General features: G+C 70.1%; 15 protein-coding genes. 6 read left to right on the forward strand and 9 right to left on the reverse strand.

Annotation, left to right across the window (positions count from 1 at the left end; all coding sequences use genetic code 11):
- Window positions 1-27: 27 nt before the first annotated feature.
- The gene (locus tag OIE74_RS24000) at window positions 28-1,308 is read right to left on the reverse strand and encodes an LCP family protein (RefSeq protein WP_329386949.1); all 1,281 of its coding nucleotides are present in this window, start codon (window positions 1,306-1,308) and stop codon (window positions 28-30) included.
- 119 nt (window positions 1,309-1,427) lie between these two features.
- On the opposite strand from OIE74_RS24000, the gene OIE74_RS24005 reads away from it, so the two are divergent.
- Complete coding sequence (locus tag OIE74_RS24005; RefSeq protein ID WP_329386952.1) at window positions 1,428-1,976, forward strand: acyl-CoA thioesterase; 549 nt, start codon at window positions 1,428-1,430, stop codon at window positions 1,974-1,976.
- 61 nt (window positions 1,977-2,037) lie between these two features.
- Here OIE74_RS24005 and OIE74_RS24010 read toward each other — a convergent pair whose 3' ends face one another.
- Complete coding sequence (locus tag OIE74_RS24010) at window positions 2,038-3,606, reverse strand: LCP family protein (RefSeq protein ID WP_443076212.1); 1,569 nt, start codon at window positions 3,604-3,606, stop codon at window positions 2,038-2,040.
- A 193-nt stretch (window positions 3,607-3,799) separates the two neighbouring features.
- Between OIE74_RS24010 and OIE74_RS24015 the strand changes: the two genes are divergently transcribed.
- A complete protein-coding gene (locus OIE74_RS24015) occupies window positions 3,800-4,831 on the forward strand; it encodes a glycosyltransferase family 2 protein (protein WP_329386954.1) in 1,032 nt (343 codons plus the stop codon).
- A gap of 101 nt (window positions 4,832-4,932) precedes the next feature.
- Here OIE74_RS24015 and OIE74_RS24020 read toward each other — a convergent pair whose 3' ends face one another.
- The 4 genes from OIE74_RS24020 to OIE74_RS24035 form a co-directional block, all read right to left on the reverse strand.
- Window positions 4,933-6,681, reverse strand: a complete 1,749-nt coding sequence (locus tag OIE74_RS24020; protein WP_329386956.1) for an LCP family protein — start codon at window positions 6,679-6,681, stop codon at window positions 4,933-4,935.
- An 83-nt stretch (window positions 6,682-6,764) separates the two neighbouring features.
- Complete coding sequence (locus tag OIE74_RS24025) at window positions 6,765-8,663, reverse strand: LCP family protein (RefSeq protein ID WP_329386958.1); 1,899 nt, start codon at window positions 8,661-8,663, stop codon at window positions 6,765-6,767.
- A 224-nt stretch (window positions 8,664-8,887) separates the two neighbouring features.
- Complete coding sequence (locus tag OIE74_RS24030) at window positions 8,888-10,225, reverse strand: LCP family protein (RefSeq protein ID WP_329386960.1); 1,338 nt, start codon at window positions 10,223-10,225, stop codon at window positions 8,888-8,890.
- Window positions 10,226-10,391: 166 nt separating this feature from the next.
- A complete protein-coding gene (locus OIE74_RS24035; RefSeq protein ID WP_329386961.1) occupies window positions 10,392-11,171 on the reverse strand; it encodes a TIGR03089 family protein in 780 nt (259 codons plus the stop codon).
- Between the two features lie 137 nt (window positions 11,172-11,308).
- Between OIE74_RS24035 and OIE74_RS24040 the strand changes: the two genes are divergently transcribed.
- The 3 genes from OIE74_RS24040 to OIE74_RS24050 all read left to right on the forward strand — a co-directional run bounded on the left by OIE74_RS24040 (window position 11,309) and on the right by OIE74_RS24050 (window position 15,641).
- A complete protein-coding gene (locus OIE74_RS24040; RefSeq protein WP_329386963.1) occupies window positions 11,309-12,577 on the forward strand; it encodes a peptidoglycan recognition protein family protein in 1,269 nt (422 codons plus the stop codon).
- A 62-nt stretch (window positions 12,578-12,639) separates the two neighbouring features.
- On the forward strand, window positions 12,640-13,722 hold the full coding sequence (locus tag OIE74_RS24045; protein WP_329386965.1) for an NDP-sugar synthase: 1,083 nt from the start codon (window positions 12,640-12,642) through the stop codon (window positions 13,720-13,722).
- A 917-nt stretch (window positions 13,723-14,639) separates the two neighbouring features.
- Complete coding sequence (locus OIE74_RS24050; RefSeq protein WP_329386966.1) at window positions 14,640-15,641, forward strand: DNA-3-methyladenine glycosylase family protein; 1,002 nt, start codon at window positions 14,640-14,642, stop codon at window positions 15,639-15,641.
- 41 nt (window positions 15,642-15,682) lie between these two features.
- Here the strand turns inward: OIE74_RS24050 and OIE74_RS24055 are convergent, their stop codons facing one another.
- From OIE74_RS24055 to OIE74_RS24065, 3 genes are read right to left on the reverse strand one after another with little or no spacing between them, the layout of a single operon-like run.
- Window positions 15,683-16,972, reverse strand: a complete 1,290-nt coding sequence (locus OIE74_RS24055; protein ID WP_329386968.1) for a coenzyme F420-0:L-glutamate ligase — start codon at window positions 16,970-16,972, stop codon at window positions 15,683-15,685.
- A 47-nt stretch (window positions 16,973-17,019) separates the two neighbouring features.
- Window positions 17,020-17,988 (reverse strand): 2-phospho-L-lactate transferase, encoded by a 969-nt coding sequence (gene cofD / locus OIE74_RS24060; RefSeq protein WP_329386970.1) that lies wholly within the window; start codon window positions 17,986-17,988, stop codon window positions 17,020-17,022.
- A gap of 13 nt (window positions 17,989-18,001) precedes the next feature.
- Window positions 18,002-18,502, reverse strand: coding sequence for a cysteine dioxygenase (locus OIE74_RS24065; protein ID WP_329386972.1), 501 nt, complete (start codon window positions 18,500-18,502; stop codon window positions 18,002-18,004).
- A gap of 710 nt (window positions 18,503-19,212) precedes the next feature.
- On the opposite strand from OIE74_RS24065, the gene OIE74_RS24070 reads away from it, so the two are divergent.
- A complete protein-coding gene (locus tag OIE74_RS24070) occupies window positions 19,213-19,476 on the forward strand; it encodes a WhiB family transcriptional regulator (RefSeq protein WP_023541320.1) in 264 nt (87 codons plus the stop codon).
- Window positions 19,477-19,540: the final 64 nt, after the last annotated feature.

The raw sequence follows: 19,540 nt of genomic DNA on the forward strand, positions 1-19,540 counted from the left end.
CGGGTGGTGTGCGTGGCGATCGAGGGGTCAGTCCGAGGTGACCGTGACCTTCTCGTCGTTGTTCAGCTGTTCCACGAGCTGCTTGACCTTGGCCTTGTCCCAGACCAGGTTGCCGCCCGTGCTGCCCGAGATCGGGATGTTCATCGACTTGCCGTCGCCGCCCGTGACGCCCTTCATCGCGAAGAACATCTGGCTCAGCGACCAGAGCGACATGTCCTTGTCGACGATCAGGGTGTCCAGGCCCGCGCCCATCGTCGGGTAGAGCTTGAACGGGTTGAGGACCGTGCCCGGTGTGGCCGTCTGGGAGGCCAGGGCCGCCAGGAACTTCTGCTGGTTCTTCGTACGGTCCAGGTCGCTGCCCGCGAAGGCGTACCGGGTGCGTACGAACGCCAGGGACTGCTCGCCGTCCAGCGTCTGCTTGCCCGCCTTGAAGTCGGCGCCCGACTTCTTGTCCTTGAAGGCCTTCGGGATGTCCAGCTCGACGCCGCCGATCGCGTCCACGATGTTGGCGAAGCCCGCGAAGCCGATCTCGACGTAGTGATCGATGCGCAGACCGGTGTTGAACTCGACGGTACGCACGAGCAGTTCGGGCCCGTCCTCCGCGTACGCCGCGTTGAGCTTGGTCTCGCGGCCCTGGTTCGGGAACAGCTTCCCTGACTCCGAGCCGCGGAACGAGGGGATCACCACGTTCGAGTCACGCGGCAGCGAGATCAGCGTCGGGCCGTTCGAGCCGTCGTGCAGGATCATCATCGAGTCGGTGCGCTTGCCCTCGGCGCTGCCCGTGTGGAGTTCCTTCTTCTCCTCGTCGGACATGCCCTCACGGCTGTCGGAGCCGACGATCAGATAGTTCGTGCCGTCGCCCGCCTCCGGGCGCTCGATGACCTTCGAGAGGTCGACCTCGCGCTTGAGCTTGGAGTCGGCCCAGAAGTAGGTGCCTATGGACACGACGAGGAATATGACGACCAGGGAGATCGCGGTGATCTTGATACGGCGCCGCCAGTCCGGTGCGTGGTCGGGCGGATAACCGCCGCCGTTGTTGTAGGACCCCTGCGGCGGCACGCCCGGCGGGCCGCCCTGACCCCGGTCGGCGGGGGTGCCGTAGACCTGGCCGGTGTTGTAGTCGCTGTTGTACGGCGGCGGGTCGTAACCCCCGTCGTACCCCTGCGACGGCTGCTGGGGGACCGCGCGCCGCTGCACGTGCGGCATCGCGCGTACGCCTTCGGGCTGACCGCCCGCGCTGCCGCGTCCGTAACGCTCGCCGCCACGGTCAGCGCGGTCGCCGTTCCATCCGTCAGGCCAATCGTTCATGCGGACCAGTGTGCGGCTCAGAGGTGTCGCGCAGACAGGGGTGGAGGAAAATCACAGCATCCCTGTTGCCAAGCTGATGCAATGCGGGCCGTTACGGACCCCCGCATAGGGTGGAGGGCATGACAGACCAGGCCGTCCGCCCCGAGACAGATATTCCGGGTAAGCCCACCTCAGCGTCCCGTACCACGCTCAGTCACATCATGAGCGGCGGTGACACCAATCTCCTCGGCACGGTGCACGGCGGCGTGATCATGAAGCTCGTCGACGACGCCGCGGGAGCGGTCGCCGGCCGGCACTCCGGAGGGCCCGCGGTCACCGCCTCCATGGACGAGATGGTCTTCCTGGAGCCGGTACGGGTCGGGGACCTCGTCCATGTGAAGGCCCAGGTCAACTGGACGGGACGGTCGTCCATGGAGGTCGGCGTACGCGTGCTGGCCGAGCGCTGGAACGAGTCCACCCCCGCCCAGCAGGTCGGCAGCGCCTATCTCGTCTTCGCCGCCGTCGACGCGGACGGCAGGCCCCGCCCCGTACCGCCGGTGATTCCGGAGACCGAGCGCGACAAGCGGCGCCACCAGGAGGCGCAGATCCGGCGTACGCACCGGCTCGCCCGGCGGCGCGCGATCAAGGAGCTGCGCGAGAAGCGCGCCGCCGACGGGATCGACGACTGAGCGGAAGGGGCGGAAGGGGCGGAAGAGATCGATTGCCCACGGGGCCCGTACGCCGTCCTCGTCACGGGCACACCACCTGGTCGCCCGTCACCGCCCCGAACTCGCCCTGGTGCACATCCTCGGCCTTCACCGGCCGTACCGCCTTGTAGTCCTTCCCCGCCATCACCTTCAGCGTCGCGCCCTGCCGGGGCATCGGCTTCAGCTCGCAGCCCGGCAGCGCGGCCGCCAGGGATTTGGCCGAGCGGTCCCAGCGCGGGTCGAACAGCACCTGCGTACGCGTCGCCTCAGGCCCCGTGTGATTCAGCGGGGCCCGCGTCGTACCGAAGCCGGTCGCGCGCAGCGCGCTGTCCACGCGCTGGCCCAGACCGTCCCGCCGGGTCGCGTTGTAGACCTGCACCCTGATCTGCTGCGGCGACACCTCGACCAGCGAGGCCGGCGGCTGCTTGGGCGCCTGCGGCCCGTGCGGTCCGGCGGGGGCCGGCGGCGTCAGCGGCTTGTCCTCGCGCAGCGCGCGGAAGAGCTTCTTCGACTTCACCGGGTCCCACTTCAGCGTCGAGCCGATGCCCTTGACCGGGAAGCCCCCTTGGGTGACAGGCACGGACGTGAACTCCGACGACGCCGGAGTGAAGTCGCGCATCGCCTTGCCGAGCGTGAGCAGCTCCTGCGTACCGAAGCCCTTGTCCGCCCGGACCGAGTCGAGCATGGCCGAGGTCACACCGCGGAACTTCACCGGATTCAGGAGCACCCCGCTGCTGGTGGCCTGCTTGATCAGCGCGGCCATGAAGCGCTGCTGGCGCTGCATCCTGCCGAGGTCGGACGAGCCGTCGAGATAGCGGGAGCGCACGTACTGGAGAGCCTTGCCGCCGTCCAGCTCGTGCGTCCCCGCGCGCAGATTGAGGCCGGTGTGCGAGTCCTTCAGCGGCTTGGCGGTGCAGATCTCCACCCCGCCGACCGCGTCGACCGTCTTCATGAAGCTGGTGAAGTCGATCTCCAGATAGTGGTTGACCTTCACGCCGGTCATGCCCTCGACGGTCCGGACCGTCAGCTGCGGGCCACCCTCCGCGTACGCCGCGTTGAGCTTCACCGGGTGCGGCCCGTGCTTCTCGCCGGTGTTCTCATCGGTGTGCGAGGGCAGCTCGGCGTAACTGTCGCGCGGCAGGCTCACGACGCTCGCGCGCTCACGGTCCTCCGAGATGTGCACGAGCATGATCGTGTCGGTGCAGCGGCAGGGGGCGCCGCCGAGCCGGTACTTCTGCCGCTCCTCCTTGGTGATCTTGTCGCGGCCGTCGGTGCCGACCAGGAGGATGTTCATGCCGTTCCCCCCGTCGGGGCGGTTCTTCATGTCCTTGAACGGGTCCACCCGGCCGATCCCGGTGTCGAGACTCGTGACGACGGCGTGCCCGATGCCCCCGGCGCCGAGCACCAGCACCGAGAGCGTCGTCGCCACCCGCATCCCCCAGCGGGGCCGGCCCGGACGGCCGTTCCGCCGCCCGCCACGGAGGCCGCGCCCACCTCGGACACCGCGCACACCGCGGTCGGCGCCGGCGGTCGGCGCGGACCGGACGCCGGTCTGCGCCGGTCTGGGCCGACCGGCGGGCCGGGGCCGGGGGGAGCGGGGTGGTGTGGGCACGGGGGGACACCTCCGCGGGTGACGGGATCGACTGGACTGCCGGGGCGGGGCGGGGCGAGGGACGGCCAGGGGACGCAAGGTAGGCCCATACGATCAGCAGCCTTGCGCTGAGCCCGCCCGACGCGCGTCGGGGTCCCCCGTTCGCGGTAACGTGGCGTGCCAGAACCCGTCTCCCGGCCGCCCGAAGGATCACATGCCTGCCCAGCCCCCCGCCGTGTCCGTGATCATGCCGGTGCTCAACGAGGAACGGCATCTGCGGGACTCCGTCCGGCACATCCTGGAGCAGGAGTACGACGGCGAGATGGAAGTCGTCATCGCGCTCGGCCCGTCCACGGACCGTACGGACGAGATCGCGGCCGAACTCGTCCGTGAGACCGCGGACAGCGCGCGTGCCCGCGTGCAGACGGTGCCCAATCCGACCGGCCGCACGCCGGCGGCGCTCAACGCGGCCATCAAGGCGTCCAAGCACCCCGTCGTCGTACGTGTCGACGGCCACGGCATGCTCTCGCCGAACTACATCGCGACCGCCGTACGGCTCCTGGAGGAGACGGGCGCGCAGAACGTCGGCGGCGTCATGCACGCCGAGGGCGAGAACGACTGGGAGCACGCCGTCGCCGCGGCGATGACCTCCAAGATCGGTGTCGGCAACGCGGCCTTCCACACGGGCGGCGAGGCGGGACCCGCCGAGACCGTGTATCTCGGCGTATTCCGGCGCGCGGCGCTGGAGCAACAGGGCGGCTACAACGAGGAGTTCATCCGCGCCCAGGACTGGGAGCTGAACTTCCGGATCCGGGAGGCGGGCGGTCGGATCTGGTTCTCGCCCGAACTGCGCGTCCAGTACCGGCCGCGGCCGTCCGTCCGGGCGCTCGCCAAGCAGTACAAGGACTACGGCCGTTGGCGCCATGTCGTCGCCCGCTTCCACTCGGGGTCGATCAATCTGCGCTACCTCGCGCCGCCGGTCGCGGTCTGCGCCAACGCGCTGGGTGTCGTCGTCGGTCTGGCCCTCACCCCCTGGGCGCTGATCGTTCCCGGCGGCTATCTCGCGGCGATCGTCGCTGGCTCGATACCGGCGGGGAAGGGGCTGCCGCTCAAGGCGCGGCTCCAGATCCCGCTGGCGCTCGCCACGATGCACATGTCGTGGGGGGTCGGCTTCCTGACCAGCCCTCGCTCGCTCGCCAGGAAGGTCATCGCGAGCCGCCGCCCGGCGGTCGGGCAGACCGCCTGAGCGGGGCCGTTACGTAAGAGCGTTACGTACGCACGACCGATACGTACGGCGAGGAGCCCCGGGCGCGTCGCCCGGGGCTCCTCGACATACCGGCCAGTTACCTAGAAGGTGAAGCCGGGCTGGATCTCCATGCACTCGCCGTCGTCGGCCCCGTTGAGCGCCCGCGCCGTGTCCGGCGTCTTGTTCTCGTCCGGCGCGGCCGACTTCGGATACGTGTCACCCGTGCGCCAGTCGGCGCCCACGACCAGCGTCACACCCGACACGTCCGTCGACTTCTTCGCCGAAGAGACCGGAATCCCGATGGACTTGGCGACCGCCTGTGCGTCACCTTCCAAGTCGGCGCTGGGGAACAGGACTTGGGTGCGCTCGGTGGGATCGGGCGTCGCGTCCGCGACGGCCTTCGTGTAGCCCTTGCCGACGAGCAGCCCCGCGACCGCCGTGGCCCGCTGCGGCGTCGGCGCCTGCGTGGCGCTGCCCGTGCCGTTGCGTACGAGCACCCCGGTGTCCGCCGGTGCCGCCGCCGGGTCGTCGGTCTCGGCCGGGGGCTTGCGCTTGGAAGCCTTGCCGTCGAGCGGCACGTCGTCGCGGACCATGGTGAACAGCTGCTCGGCGTCTTCGGGCTTGGGGAAGACCCGCCCGGCCTGGGCGCCCTCGCCGTACACGTTGGGCATCGTCGCCATCGTGATGCGGTTCGTGGGGACCTTCTTGAGCTCTTCCGCCAGGTCGTACAGCTTCTTGACGCCGCCGAGCCCCGTGTCGACGGTCAGCGCGTCGGTGGCCGCCTCGGCGAGGCTCATCAGCTTTCCGGGGTCGGTCAGCTTGGCGCCCTTGCGCAGCTCGCGGACCATCGAGTTCATGTACATGTGCTGGGCGTGGGTACGGGCGAGGTCGCTTCCGTCCTCGAAGCCGTAACGCGTACGCAGCCACTGGAGGGCCTGCTCACCCTGGATGACGTTCTCGCCCTTCTCCAGCTTCAGCCCGGAGCCCTTGCCCTCGGCGTTGCGTGAGTGGACGTTCTCCTGGACGCAGACCGGCACGCCGCCGATGGCGTCGGCCATCGACACCACGCCCGCGAAGTCGATCATCATGAAGTGGTCGATGGTGATGCCGGTCAGCTCGTACCAGGCGGCCACCGTGCACCCGGGACCCCCGCGTCCCAGGCTCTCGTTGGTCTGTACGTCGACCGTGCTCGCCGGGTAGACCTCACCGCTGTCCGGGTCCGTGCACTTGGGCATCTTCAGCATCGTGTCGCGCGGCATGCTGACGACCGACATGTTGCTGCGGTCGGCCGAGACATGGAGCAGCATCTGTACGTCGGCGAGAGGCGTGCCGCCGAAGGTCTCCTTTGCGCCGCCGAGCTTCTGGTTCTCCTTGGAGTCCCGGGCGTCGGAGCCGATGAGAAGGATGTTGAGCGGGGTCTGGCCCGCGGAGTTGGCCTTGTGGTCGGCCATCGGCTTGTCGCCGAGCGTCAGGTCTTCCTTCTTGAGCTTGCCGTCCAGATGACGGTAGTAGAGGTAACCGGCGCCGGCCGTGCCGAGGATCAGCAGGGCGAGGAAGGCGGAGACCCAGAGAAGTATTCGGCGCTTGCCGCGGCGGTTGCGCGGGCGCGAGCCGCTGCGGCGCGGACCGCCCTTTCGCTTCTTTCCGGAGCGGTCCTTACCGCCGCCGGAGGGGGAAGCGGACGCGCCGCCGGGACCGGCGCCCGTGCCGCCGTTTGCTCCGCCCGACGCTCCGTCGCCCGACGCGCCGTCAGGACCGGCCGCGTCACCCGGGCCGTCCTCGTACAGACTGTCGTCCCAGCCCAACTCGCGGGCGTGCGGGACGCGTTGCCGCGTCCCGTTTCTGCGCATGCTCTGCCCCACTCCGTACCCCCCTACCCCTGTCGTTCAGGCGCGCCGCACGAGTCGGGGCTCCGGGATCACCGGAACCGGGCTCACGTGGCGCACACTTGCTTGTCCGCTTCCACCTTCTGCACACCTTCCGGCGCCTTTGCCGGACCGACGATGGGAATGCCCGCGCCCTTGAAGTCCGCGCCGAGGGTGAGGGTCATCGCCTCAAGCCCCACGGCGTCCTCCGTGCCCGGCTTCATCGCGCCGGCGGGAAGGCCCATCAGGTCCGCGAGACGGCGGGCCTGGTCGGCCTGGTTCGGCGCGTACTCCAGTGATGTCTTGGCCAAGTCCTCAGGGGCGTTGCCCTTGTTGGTGGACTTGTTGACGCCTTCCTCGTTCTGCAGCCAGGCGAGAGTCTCCTGGGCGGAACCCTGCGGCCCGCCACCGTTGAACACATCGACCCTGACATCCTCGGGGGCCGATTTGGTTCCCTTCAGGAGCGCCGCCTGCTTGCTCTTGGCGGCCTTCTCCTTCTCCTTCACCTCGGTGAGGGAGGTGTCGTTCTGCATCATCGCGAACAGCGGCTTCGCCTGCGCGTCGTTCACCACGACCGTCGCCTTCACGACTTCGGCCGGGTTGTCTATGACGGGCAGCGTGGTGAAGCTGATGTTCTTCGGATTGACCTTGGACAGCTCCATACCGAGGTCACGCAGCTTCTCGATGCTGCCGATGCCGGTGTCGACCGTGAGCGCGTCGGTCGCCGCCGTCGCCAGGTCCCACAGCTTCGCGGGGTTGGTCAGCGTCTCGCTGGACTTCATCTTCCTGATCAGGGAGCCCAGGAACTGCTGCTGGGTCTGGATCCGGTCCAGGTCGCTCTCGTTGCCGAAGCTGTGCCGCGTACGGACGAAGGCGAGCGCCTGCTCGCCCTTGATCACATGCTTGCCCTTGGTCAGCTTCAGATGCGAGTCGGGGTCGTCGACGTCCTTGCCGACGCACACCTCCACACCGCCGACCGCGGACGTCAGCGTCTTCACCGCGTTGAAGTCGGCCATCATGAAGTGATCGACCGTCAGACCGGTCAGCTCCTTGACCGTACGCATGGTGCAGCCCGGGTCGCGCTCGGACTGGCCGAGGCTGGTGTTGAACCGCACACCCTGCTCGCCGGGGACGACCTTCGTGCCGTCCTCGGTCTTCGTCTCGCAGTCGGGGATGTCGGTGATCAGGTCGCGGGGGATGGAGAGCGCGGTCGCGTTCGTCCGGTCCTTGGAGACATGGAAGAGGATCGTGGTGTCGGCGTGACCGACGCTGTCCTTGTCGCCGTAGCTCTCGTTTCCGGCCCCGGTGCGCTTGTCGGTGCCGATCACCAGGATGTTGACTGCCTGGTCCTTCTTGAAGCCGCCGCTGCCCGCGCCCTGGACGTCGATCGTCTTGATGTTGCCGTTGAGCTCCTGGTACGCGTAGTAGGCCGCGCCCGCGCCGCCGATGAGGACGAACGCGGTGATGCCGCCGGTCCAGCCGAGGAGCTTCTTCTTACGGGACTTGGGCGGCGCCTTGCGCTTGCGGCGGCCCGCTCCGGCGGCTCCGCTGTCGGCGTTGTTCGCGGCGCGGCGGCTGCGCTGGCCGGGTACGTCGCGGCGCGCCGTACCCGAAGTGCCGGTGGAACCGGAGGAGTTACGTGCGCGGGGAATGCGCGCTCCGGCGCCGTCGGGCGCTTCGTCGGCGCCGGCTCCGGCTGCCGCGCCCGCTCCGGCGGCTCCCGCTCCCGCGGCGCCCGGTGCTCTGCGGTCCCGGCCGGAACGGCCGCGCGGCGAACCGTCGTCCGTGGGTGACGCGTTTCTGGACCGGCGAGGAGCGCCGGTCCCGTTTCCCGCGTCGCGGGAAGGGGCGGACGACTGCCCTTCGGAGTGGTTCAGTCGCAATTCGTAATTGCCGGTCTGCGGGTTGAGTACCCACTGGTCGGCGGGGTCGATCCCGCCCGACTCGCCACGGCTATGCGCATCCACGGTTGCTTGAGTCCTCCGTCGGTGCCACGCGAAGCGCCTCTTCCCCCAAAGGCGCTCGGTCTTTCGATCCGGCAGTGCGCGACCTCACGGTCCGATGAACCGGATCGAGTCACACTATCCGCCCAGTTCAGCGTCGAGCGACGTCGGTGACAAATTCGACTCCTCTTACAAGTGGGCAATCTGGTCAATCGTCATAGACTGTCGACCTCTACTTGGTTTTCCTTTTACTCGCAGAGTCCGGCGGCGGCATTTGTGCCCGGGAAACTCGGGGTCGCGGTGGCGTCCGACGCTCCCGGGCCGTCCGGCTTCTCATCTGTTCCCGAACGTCCCTCGTCACGCTGTGTGTTCTCCTTCTCCCCAGGAGGAGCGATCGAAACGGGCTCGTCCTTGCGCAACTGCGAGAAAAGCCGCCCGGCGTCCGGCTGTACGAGTTCGTCACGATTCGGATCGTTGACATAGGGCTGACGCGGAACCGTCATGAACTGCACCTTTTCCGTCGGTACGTTCCGCAGGCCGCGCGCCAGGTCGTACAGGTCCTTGAGCGTGTTCAGACCGGGGTCGGTCGTCAGAGACTTGGTCGCCGCGTCCAGCACCGGATACAGCCGGGTGGGATTGAGCAGAACACCGTTGCTCTGCACCTTCCTGACGAGCGAACCGAGGAACTGCTGCTGGCGTTCCATCCGCTCGGTGTCGCTGCCGTCCCCGATGGTCTTGCGGGCGCGGACGAAACCGAGGGCTTCCTCACCGCTGAGGGTCTGCTTGCCCGCCGGCAGCTTCAGATGCGCGTCGACGTCGTCGACGGGCTTCTTGAGGCAGACATCGACGCCGTCGACCGCGTCCACCATGTCCTTGAAGCCGCTGAAGTCGATCACCATGTAGTGGTCGATCCGGATGCCGGTGAGCTTCTCGACCGTACGGATCGAGCACGCCGTACCGCCGAACTGGAACGCCCAGTTGAACTGCGCCGACTGCTCCTTGGAGCGCCGGCCCTCCGAGGTGAGGCAGCTCGGGATCTCGACCATCAGGTCACGCGGGAGGGAGACGGCGGTCGCGCTCTGCCGGTCGGCTGCCAGGTGCAGCAGGATCGTGGTGTCGGACCGCTGCGAGCCGCCGTCGTCCCGGCCGTACTTGCCGTTGCCCGCCCCGGCGCGGGTGTCGGAGCCGATGAGAAGGATGTTCTTCGCGTCGACGGCGATGGGCCGGGGGCGTTCCTTCTCGTACGTGCGCAGTTCGGCGGCGGCGGTCGTGTCGGTGGTGATGTTGCCGTCGAGCTTCTGGTAGAACCACCAGCCGACACCGGCGGCGGCGAGGACGACGACGGAGGTACCGAGGGCGGTCCAGCGGAGCCAGTGGCGCTTGCGGGGTGTGTCGGCGTCGGCATCGGCGTCGGAGGACCCGGTCTCCTCTTCCTTTTCCTCAGTGGTCCCGCTTTCCTCAGTGGTCTCGCTCTCGTTCTCGTTCGCGTCGCCGTCGGACCCGGGCGACGCGGTCGGCGGCTCGTCGTCTGCCCGGGGGTCCGGTTCGGGCGGCGTGCCAGCGCTGTCGGTCACGGCGGAGTCCATCCTTCATGGCGTCGGCGGCGTACGGCTCCGCCGGTTTCAGGGGTAGACGGCTGAATCGCACACTTGGTTGTGCACTGAAATAGGAATACCGACGATCATCTACCGCAGGTGGCGCTCCGCGCCGGAACCCGTCGGGCCATCAGGTCACCGTGTCGCCGACCGGACGCTATCCCGAACGCTGAGAGCCTGTGGGGTCCGCCGTGCCCGTGACCCGCTCGCTCTCGATCCGCTTGGCCAGCCCTTCCGGCGACAGCTGGTCCAGATTGCGGCAGAGCACCACGGACGAGCCGGCGGCGAGCGGTGCGTACAGCCCGGCGGACAGTCCCTCCCAGGTGTCGTACGACTCACCGGACAGCAGCCGGGCGCCGGGGGCCGTCAGGCCGAGGGCCGTGGCGTCCGTGCGGGCGCGCTCGACGATCTGGGCCGCCGTCAGCTCCGTACCGCCGACGGTGAGCGCGGGCGCGTCCGGGTCCACAGGCTCGAACGGCGCGAAACGGTCGCCCTGGCCGGGCACCTCGACCGCGTAGTCGGCGAAACCCTCGGGTGCCTGGGGAAAACGGCCGCCGAGCGGACGCAGCGCGAGGGCGAGCCGTTCGCCACGGCAGGCGCGGGCGGCGTCCAGCGTGTCGGGGCCGCTCACGACGAGGTCCGCGTCGGCAGGGTCGCCGCCGATCTCGACGCCCACGCCGACGGAGGAACAGGCGAGCAGCCAGACCGCGGTCTGCCAGTGCGCGGGCAGCAGCAGCGCGAGCCGGTCGCCGGGCGCTGCGGCGAGGTCGCCCTGGAGGAGGTTGGCGGTCTTGGACACCCAATTGGCGAAGGTGGCCACGGACAATTCCACGCGTTCACCGGTGGCATCGTCGTAGAAGGTGACCAAGGGGCGGGCCGGATCCGTGGCGAGGGCGGATCGCAGCAGGTCGGCGGGGGTGCGGTCGCTGGCGTTCACCCGGGCAAGGGTACGCGGGGCGGCCGGGCGCACACCGCCGTACCGGTGACGCGGTCCACCGGTTGGTCCGATGGCCCGTCAGTTTCCGCGGGTGCTCCCGGAAGGCGGGTACGGCGGTGCGGCCGCACGATCGGCACATGCGTGCATTCCTGTCTTCCTCGATCGGCGTCGCGTGCGCCGCGGCGCTCGTACTCCCGCTCTCGCTGTCCTCCGGGGCCGCGGCGGCTCCCCAGGACGGCCGGGCGGGCTCATCCGTGCCGGGCTCCACCGAGTCGCTGCCACTGGTCCCGCTCGGACCCGAACGCTCCTCCGGTGAAGTCACCGAGCAGGGGCTGCCCAAGCAGGACGTCCAGCCCTACTCGCTCGTCGGTGTCGTCTGGGACGACGCGGAGGCCGAACTCCACGGCTCGGTCCAGGTCAGAAGCCGGTCCGCCGGGACGGGCGACTGGTCCGGCTGGCAGCGCCTGGAGACGCACAACGCCGAACACGGCGCGGATCGCGGTACGGCGGAACGTGAGTCCGGCACCGTACGGGGCTCCACCGCGCCCCTGTGGGTCGGGCCGTCGGACGGTGTCCAGGTGAGGGTCCAGGCGGACGAGACCAAGGACGCCGGCTCGGACGACCGTCCCGGCCGTGAGCCGCTGCCGCACGGGCTGAGCCTGGAACTGGTCGACCCGGGGGAGGCGCCGGAGCAACTGCCGGTGAAGGAGACCGACGCGTCGCGCGGCCAGTCGGCGGGCGGTGGCGGCGGCACAGGCTCCGGCACCGGAGCCGCCGCCGGAGCCGCCGCCAAGCAGTACAAGGCCCCGCGCCCGAAGATCGTCTCGCGCAAGGGGTGGGGCGCGAACGAGAAGCTGCGTGAACGCGAGTTCGGCTACACGAAAACGGTGAAGGCGGCCTTCGTCCATCACAGCGCGACGGGCAACAACTACACCTGCAAGCAGGCGCCCTCCGTCATTCGCGGTATCTACCGCTACCACGTGACGAGCAGCGGCTGGCGGGACATCGGCTACAACTTCGCCATCGACAAGTGCGGAAACATCTACGAGGGGCGCGCCGGGGGCGTGACGAAGTCCGTCATGGGCGCGCACACGCTCGGTTTCAACTCCAACACCACCGGAATCGCCGTCCTCGGGTCGTACTCGACCGTCAACCCGCCCGCGGCCGTGACGACGGCGGTGGCCAGGCTCAGCGCCTGGAAGCTCGGGCTGCACGGGATCAACCCGAAGGGCAAGGTGACGCTGACGTCGGGCGGGAGCAACAAGTACCAGCAGGGCAAGAAGGTGAGCATGAACGCGGTCTCGGGCCACCGGGACGGGTTCGTGACCGACTGCCCCGGCAACAGGCTGTACGGCAAGCTCGGCGCGGTCCGGGTATCCGCCGCGAAGTACCAGGGACGCTCCTAGACTGGCCCGGCACCCCCCCGCACGGGGGACCGCCGACCCAGCAGGAAGCAGAGACGAACAAGGTGACTGAAGCGATCCTCCTGGTCGGCGGCAAGGGCACCAGGCTCCGGCCGCTCACGGTGCGCACGCCCAAGCCGATGGTCCCGGCGGCCGGCGTCCCGTTCCTCGCACACCAGTTGGGACGGGCGCGGGCGGCCGGGGTCGAGCACATCGTCCTCGCGACGTCGTATCTGGCCGAGGTGTTCGAGCCGTACTTCGGGGACGGCTCGTCCCTCGGCCTCCTTCTGGAGTACGTCACCGAACGCGAGCCGCTCGGCACCGGCGGCGCGATCCGCAACGTCGCCGCGCGCCTGGACTCGGGTCCTGACGATCCGGTGCTGATCTTCAACGGCGACATCCTGACGGGCCTGGACATCGGCGCGCTGGTCGGCACCCACGCGTCGTCGGGGGCGGACGTCTCGCTGCATCTGACCCGGGTCGAGGACCCACGGGCGTTCGGGCTGGTGCCGACGGACGACGACGGCCGGGTCACGGCGTTCCTGGAGAAGCCGCAGACACCGGAGGAGATCGTCACCGACCAGATCAACGCGGGGGCGTACGTCTTCCGCCGCTCGGTGATCGACTCGATCCCGACGGGCCGCCCGGTGTCGGTGGAACGCGAGACGTTCCCGGGCCTGCTGGAGTCGGGTGCGCATCTGCAAGGCATGGTCGACTCCACGTACTGGCTGGACCTCGGCACCCCCCAGGCCTTCATCCGCGGCTCGGCGGACCTGGTCCTGGGCGTGGCCCCGTCCCCGTCGGTCCCCGGCCGCTGCGGCGACCGCCTGATCCTCCCGACGGCCACGGTCGCCCCGGACGCGAAGCTCACGGCGGGCACGGTGATCGGCGAGGGAGCCCTGATCGCGGAGGGCACCCGCATCTCGGGCAGCGCGATCCTCCCCGGCGCGGTGATCGGCCCCGGCGCCGTGATCACGGACTCCCTGGTGGGCGCGGGAGCGCGAGTGGGAGCCCGCACGATCCTGTCGGGAGCGGTGATCGGAGACGGAGCGACGGTGGGCCCGGACAACGAACTCCAGTCAGGAGCCCGCATCTGGTGCGACACGACGCTTCCCCCTCACTCGATCCGCTTCTCGCCGGACGAGTGAGGGGGGGCGGGGCCGGCGGCTTCGCTTCCGTGCCAGGCAGGGCGCTGGCACGGCGAGGGTGTCCGAAGTCGGCTTTCGGTTCCGCCCGGTACGGCCCTGAGGCCGGCGTCTCGCCCGGCGAGGGGTCTGCGCCCGGAGCTGGCCCAGCGCGGCGTGTGGGCCGACTCGTTGCGGCGCCCGCCCGGCGCGACGGAGCGCGCCACTTCCTCCCCGGGACGGGTGCTCGGGAGCGCCCACCGTTTCCTCCTGGTGGTACGGCCCTGAGGCTGGCGTCTCGCGAGGCGGGGGTCTGTCGCCCGGAGCTGGCGGGCTCGGCCGGCGGAGCCGTGGCACGAGCCCGGGGCGTCGGCGCGGGGGTCTGTGGCCCAGAGTTCGTCCGGTTCCGCCGGGTGTGGACGGACTTGTTGTGACACTCGCCCGGCGGAGCCGTGGGGCGAACGTCGGAGGCTGGCGCGGCGCGGCGCGCCGCCTTGCCTCCGGCAGGCGGGGTGCCTGCGCGGTGCGGGGGCCTGTGACCCGGAGCTGGCCCAGTTCCGCCGGGTGTGCTGACTCGTGGCGTGAGGCCAGGGCGCCGGTGCGGGGGCCTGTGGTCCGGAGTTCGCCCGGCATCGCCGGGTGTGCCGACTCGTCGTTGTACTTGCCCGGCGGAGCCGTGGCGCGAGCACAGAGCGCCGGTGCGGGGGTCTGTGGCCTGGAGTTCGTCCTGTTCCGCCGGGTGCGGACTGACTCGTTGCGGCCCTCGCCCGGCGCAGCCGTGGCACGAGCCCGGGGCGCCGGCGCAGCGTGGCGCTTCGCCTCCCCGGCGCGGGGGTCCGGGGGCAGCGCCCCCGGTTTCGGGAAGGGGCGGGGTTGGGGAGAGGGCACCGCCCGGCAGCGCCTACCCTCTTCACAGACCCCGACCCCCAAGGACCCTCCCCGTGGCAGGCCGCTTCACCCCCCGTACCACCCCCGCCCTACCCACCCCACGGCCGAGCCGCCCCACCCCGCCCCCCAAGACCCGCCTCTGGGTGCCCGAGGGGGACTTCGAGTTGGGGCTCGTCCTCGGACCCCTCCGCCGCGGTCCCGCCGACCCCACCTTCCGGCTCTCCCAGGACGGGTCCGCCGTCCGCGCGACCCGGACGCCCGAAGGGCCCGGCACTCTGCGGGTCAGGGCCGGCGACACCGGCGTGCGCGCCGAGGCGTGGGGCCCCGGCGCCGACTGGCTGCTGGAGCGCCTGCCCGAGCTGCTCGGCGCCTCGGACGACCCCGAGGCCTTCGTCCCGCGCCACAGACTCGTCGCCGCGGCCCAACGCCGCCGCCCCGGCCTCCGCCTCTGCCGCACGGGACTCGTCATGGAGTCCCTGATCCCGTCCGTCCTGGAGCAGAAGGTCACGACCATCGAGGCGTACCGGTCCTGGCGCCACCTCGTACGGAAGTACGGCGAGCCCGCCCCCGGCCCGTACGGCGACTCGCCCGACGGCCGCCGCGACAGCCGGATGTACGTCATGCCCGACTTCCGCACCTGGGCCATGATCCCGTCCTGGGAGTGGCACAAGGCCGGCGTCGACGCCAAGCGCTCCGACACCATCGCGCGCGCCGTCCGCGTCGCCCGCCGCCTGGAGGAGGCCGCCACCATGGAGCCCGAACTCGCCGCCGCCCGCCTCCAGTTGATCCCCGGCATCGGCCCCTGGACCTCCGCGGAAGTCCTCCAGCGGTCGAACGGCGCCCCGGACGCCGTCACGGTCGGCGACCTCCATCTGCCGGGCATCATCGGCTACGCGCTCGCCGGCCGCCCCGACACCGACGACGCCGGGATGCTTGAACTGCTTGAGCCGTACGCCGGCCAGCGGCACCGCGCCGTACGGCTGATCCTGCTCACCGGCCGTACGCCACCACGCCGCGCCCCCCGCATGCCCGTCGGCAGAATCGCCCACCTGTAGCCACGCGGCCGCAGCCACGCGGCGTCAGGCGTCAGAACAGCTCAGCGCACCGAGATGAAGTCCTCCGCCACCCGGCCAGGTCGCACCTTCGGCTCCACCGCCGCGTGCCCGATCGCCACCGCCCCCATCGGATCCCAGTTCGCTGGCAGTTGGAGCACCTCCCGCACGACGTCCCGGCAGAACATCGTCGACGACACCCACGCGGAGCCGAGCCGCTCACCCGCCAGCGCGACCAGGAAGTTCTGCACACCGGCGCCCGTCGCGACCACGAACATCTCGCGCTCCGCCGTGTCCCGCCGCTCGTCCCCGTACGCGTGCGCGCCGTCCGCCACCAGGCACGGCACCACCAGATACGGCGCCGCGCGCAGCACGTCCCCGCGCCGCACCCGCTTGGCCACGGACTCCTCCGACTTGCCGTCCCGGCGCAGGTCCGCGATCCACGCGTCCCGCATCGCGTCGAGGAGCCGCACGCGCGACTCGGCCGACTCCAGCAGCACGAACCGCCACGGCGTCGTGTGATGCGGCGCCGGCGCCGTCACGGCAGCGGCGACCGCGCGCCGTACCGCCCCCGGATCGACCGGCTCGTCCGTGAACTCCCGGACCGTACGCCTCTGGGTGACCGCTTCCCGTACCGCCTCCGACGTCCCGAGCCGGAACATGTCGTCGGCCGCGACCCGCACCATCGCCCGCGCGCCGTCCGCCGATTCGCCGACGAGCCGCGCGAGGCCCGACACCACCGCCACCGGCAGCCCGGCGGACTTGCCCTTCACCAGATCGCCGGCGGCGGCCAGTTCGTCGGCGAGAGCGACGACGGTCGCGCTCAGCGGATTGCCGTGCGCGTCCGTACCGCCGCGCAGATCGTCCAGGACCCGCACACCCGCCGCGCCGATGGCGACGTCCGTCAACCCGTTGCGCCAGGGTCGGCCGAACGTGTCCGTGACGAGTACGCCGACGTCAACGCCCAGCGCGTCCCGCAGCCCGTCCCGGATGGCACGGGCGGACGCGTCGGGATCCTCGGGCAGCAACAGCACCGTCCCCGATGGGGTGTTGGACGCGTCGACACCGGCCGCGGCCATCACAAGCCCCTGCCGGTTCTCCACGATCCGCAGCGGCCCGCGCCGCGCGACGACGCGGACGGTCTCCGCGTCGATCGCCGCCTCGCGGTCCTGTGCCTCGACGATCCTGCCCTCTGCCTTGGACACGATCTTCGACGTGACGAGAAGGATGTCGCCGTCGGCCAGACCGGGCCCCGCCGCGACGATCAGCTTCGCGAGATCGTCCCCCGCGCGGACCTCCGGCAGCCCGTCGAGCGCCCGCACGCTGTACGACACGGCCGCCCCGGGACCTCCGTCTCCTTCATACGATCCTTCGTAAGAGGTCACGCCCGCACCTCCTCCGCCAGCGCCAGCGCCTCACGCGCCATCGCGGCCGTCGCCTCCAGGTCGGTCATCATCAGCGGTACGGCCCTGCTGCGGATCCCCGCCCCCTCGATCTCCGCGACCGACGCCGCGTCCACCGTGTCGACCAGCCAGCCGTCCAGCAGCCCCGAACCGTAGTGCTGCGCCACGGCGGTGGCCGTCGACTCGACGCCGATCGCCGCGAGGACCTTGTCGGCCATGCCACGCACGGGCGCGTCCCCGACGATCGGCGAGAGCCCGACGACCGGCACCCCGGCGTCGGCGATCGCCTCGCGGATCCCCGGCACGGCCAGGATCGTGCCGATGCTGACGACGGGGTTGGACGGCGGGAAGAGGATCACGTCGGCCGCGGCGACGGCCTCCAGCACGCCGGGCGCGGGCTTGGCCTGGTCGGCGCCGACGGGCACGACCGCGTGGGCCTCCACGGACGCGCGCATCTTCACCCAGTACTCCTGGAAGTGCACGGCCTTGCGCTCGCCGGTCGGGCTGTCCGGCACATCGACGGCGACATGCGTCTCGACGCGGTCGTCGGACATCGGCAGCAGGCGCACCCCGGGCTTCCAGCGCGCGCAGAGCGCCTCCGTGACCGCGCTCAGCGGATAGCCGGCGCCCAGCATCTGTGTGCGGACGATGTGGGTCGCGAAGTCGCGGTCGCCGAGGCCGAACCACTCCGGCCCCACGCCGTACGCCGCGAGCTCCGCCTTGACCTGGAACGTCTCGCCCTCGCGTCCCCAGCCCTGCTCTTCATTGATGCCACCCCCGAGGGTGTACATCACCGTGTCGAGGTCCGGGCAGACCTTGAGCCCGAACAGATGGATGTCGTCACCGGTGTTGCCGATCACCGTGATGTCCGCGTCCGGCGCGGCCTGCTTGAGGCCACGCAGGAAACGGGCACCACCGATACCGCCGGCCAGAACCACAATGCGCATGCTGTGCAGTTTGTCAGGCGGGTACGACATCCTGGGCCGCCGGGGCGCAGCGCGCGGAGTGCATAGGCATTTCGGTCAGGCCCGGGAAGTAGATGTGCAGACTGACGGCAGGTTCGATCGAGTCGTTGACGACCTCGTGGACGTAACCGGGGGCGAAGACCCGCTGCGCGCCGCCGCCCAGTGCCCGGCTCGCGCGTTCCGTACGCTCCGTCAGTTCACCCTCCAGGACGGTCAGGACACCTGACGAGCGGCCGTGGTCGTGCGGTCCGCTGCGCTGACCGGGCACCCAGGAGAGCAGCCAGACCTCGTAGCCGGGGCCGGTGGTCAGCCGGTGGTACCAGCGGCTCGCGGCGTCGTACTCGACGAGACCGGCCCACCGGGAGCGGTCGGCGGCGATGGCACGGGCCAGACCGGCGAACTCGGCGACGGTGCCGGGATGCTCACGGGCGGGCTGGAGCAGATGCGGCACCTCAAGGATGTCGCCTGCGATCTGAAGGTCACTGTCGCTGGTCATGGGTGTGGGGTTCCTCGGCAGAAGGCCTGAACGTACTGACGGAAGGTGAAGGCGGGGAGCGGGAGCGCGGGGCGGAGACGCGAGAACTGCGGATACGCGGGAGAACCGGGAGAACGGCGTCAACCGCGCGAACTACCTGTCCGGCCGGAGCTTCGATGGCTCAACAGCAGGGACAACAGGAACAGCAACAGCGCGCCTGGACAGCGCTGCGGAACCCACGGGTGTGGATCGCGTACGGCGCTGAGGTGATCGGCATACGTTCAAAGGTGGCGGGAACGCTTCCCGCCTGTCAACTCAGTGACCGATTTGGCGCCAATGTTTCACCTCATCCGGTTACTGGGTTCGGAGAAAGGTTTGTGCAGACGCTGACGTGGAGACATGGCGCAGCAGCCGTACTCGCAAACACCGTCACGGTCCCGTGATCAGACTGTGATTCGGATCCCTTCCGTGGCTGAATCGCAACGTCGGCGAGACTCCGGGCGTCTCCCTCAAGGAGGAGTGGATGCGAGCTGACCAGCGGCAGGTGTCAGATTTTTGGTGATTTGAACACTTTCCGCATAGCCTTGGTTCCGCAGAGTGAATACCGGGACCAATAGCAGATCTCGGCTTGACTGGCTCGTATCCGCACACTTGTAATTTCACTCGTGTCGTTCGGCCGAAATCGGTAGCGGCCGCAAGCACAGGGACGTAAAGACAGACGAGGGGCGCACATGACCGAGCTGTTCGAACAACTGCTGGTCGAGGACGCGGACGAGGAACTCGGCTGGCAGGAGCGCGCGTTGTGCGCCCAGACCGATCCCGAGTCCTTCTTCCCCGAGAAGGGCGGCTCCACCCGCGAGGCGAAGAAGGTCTGTCTCGCCTGTGAGGTCCGCTCCGAATGCCTGGAGTATGCCCTCGCCAACGACGAGAGATTCGGCATCTGGGGCGGTCTGTCCGAGCGCGAACGCCGCCGTCTGAAGAAGGCCGCGGTTTGAACACTTCCGGCCAATCTCCGCTCGCGCCCCACGCGATACCCCGCGTAACACCTCGCGCGACCTT

This window comes from Streptomyces sp. NBC_01716, from assembly GCF_036248275.1.
GTDB lineage: Bacteria > Actinomycetota > Actinomycetes > Streptomycetales > Streptomycetaceae > Streptomyces.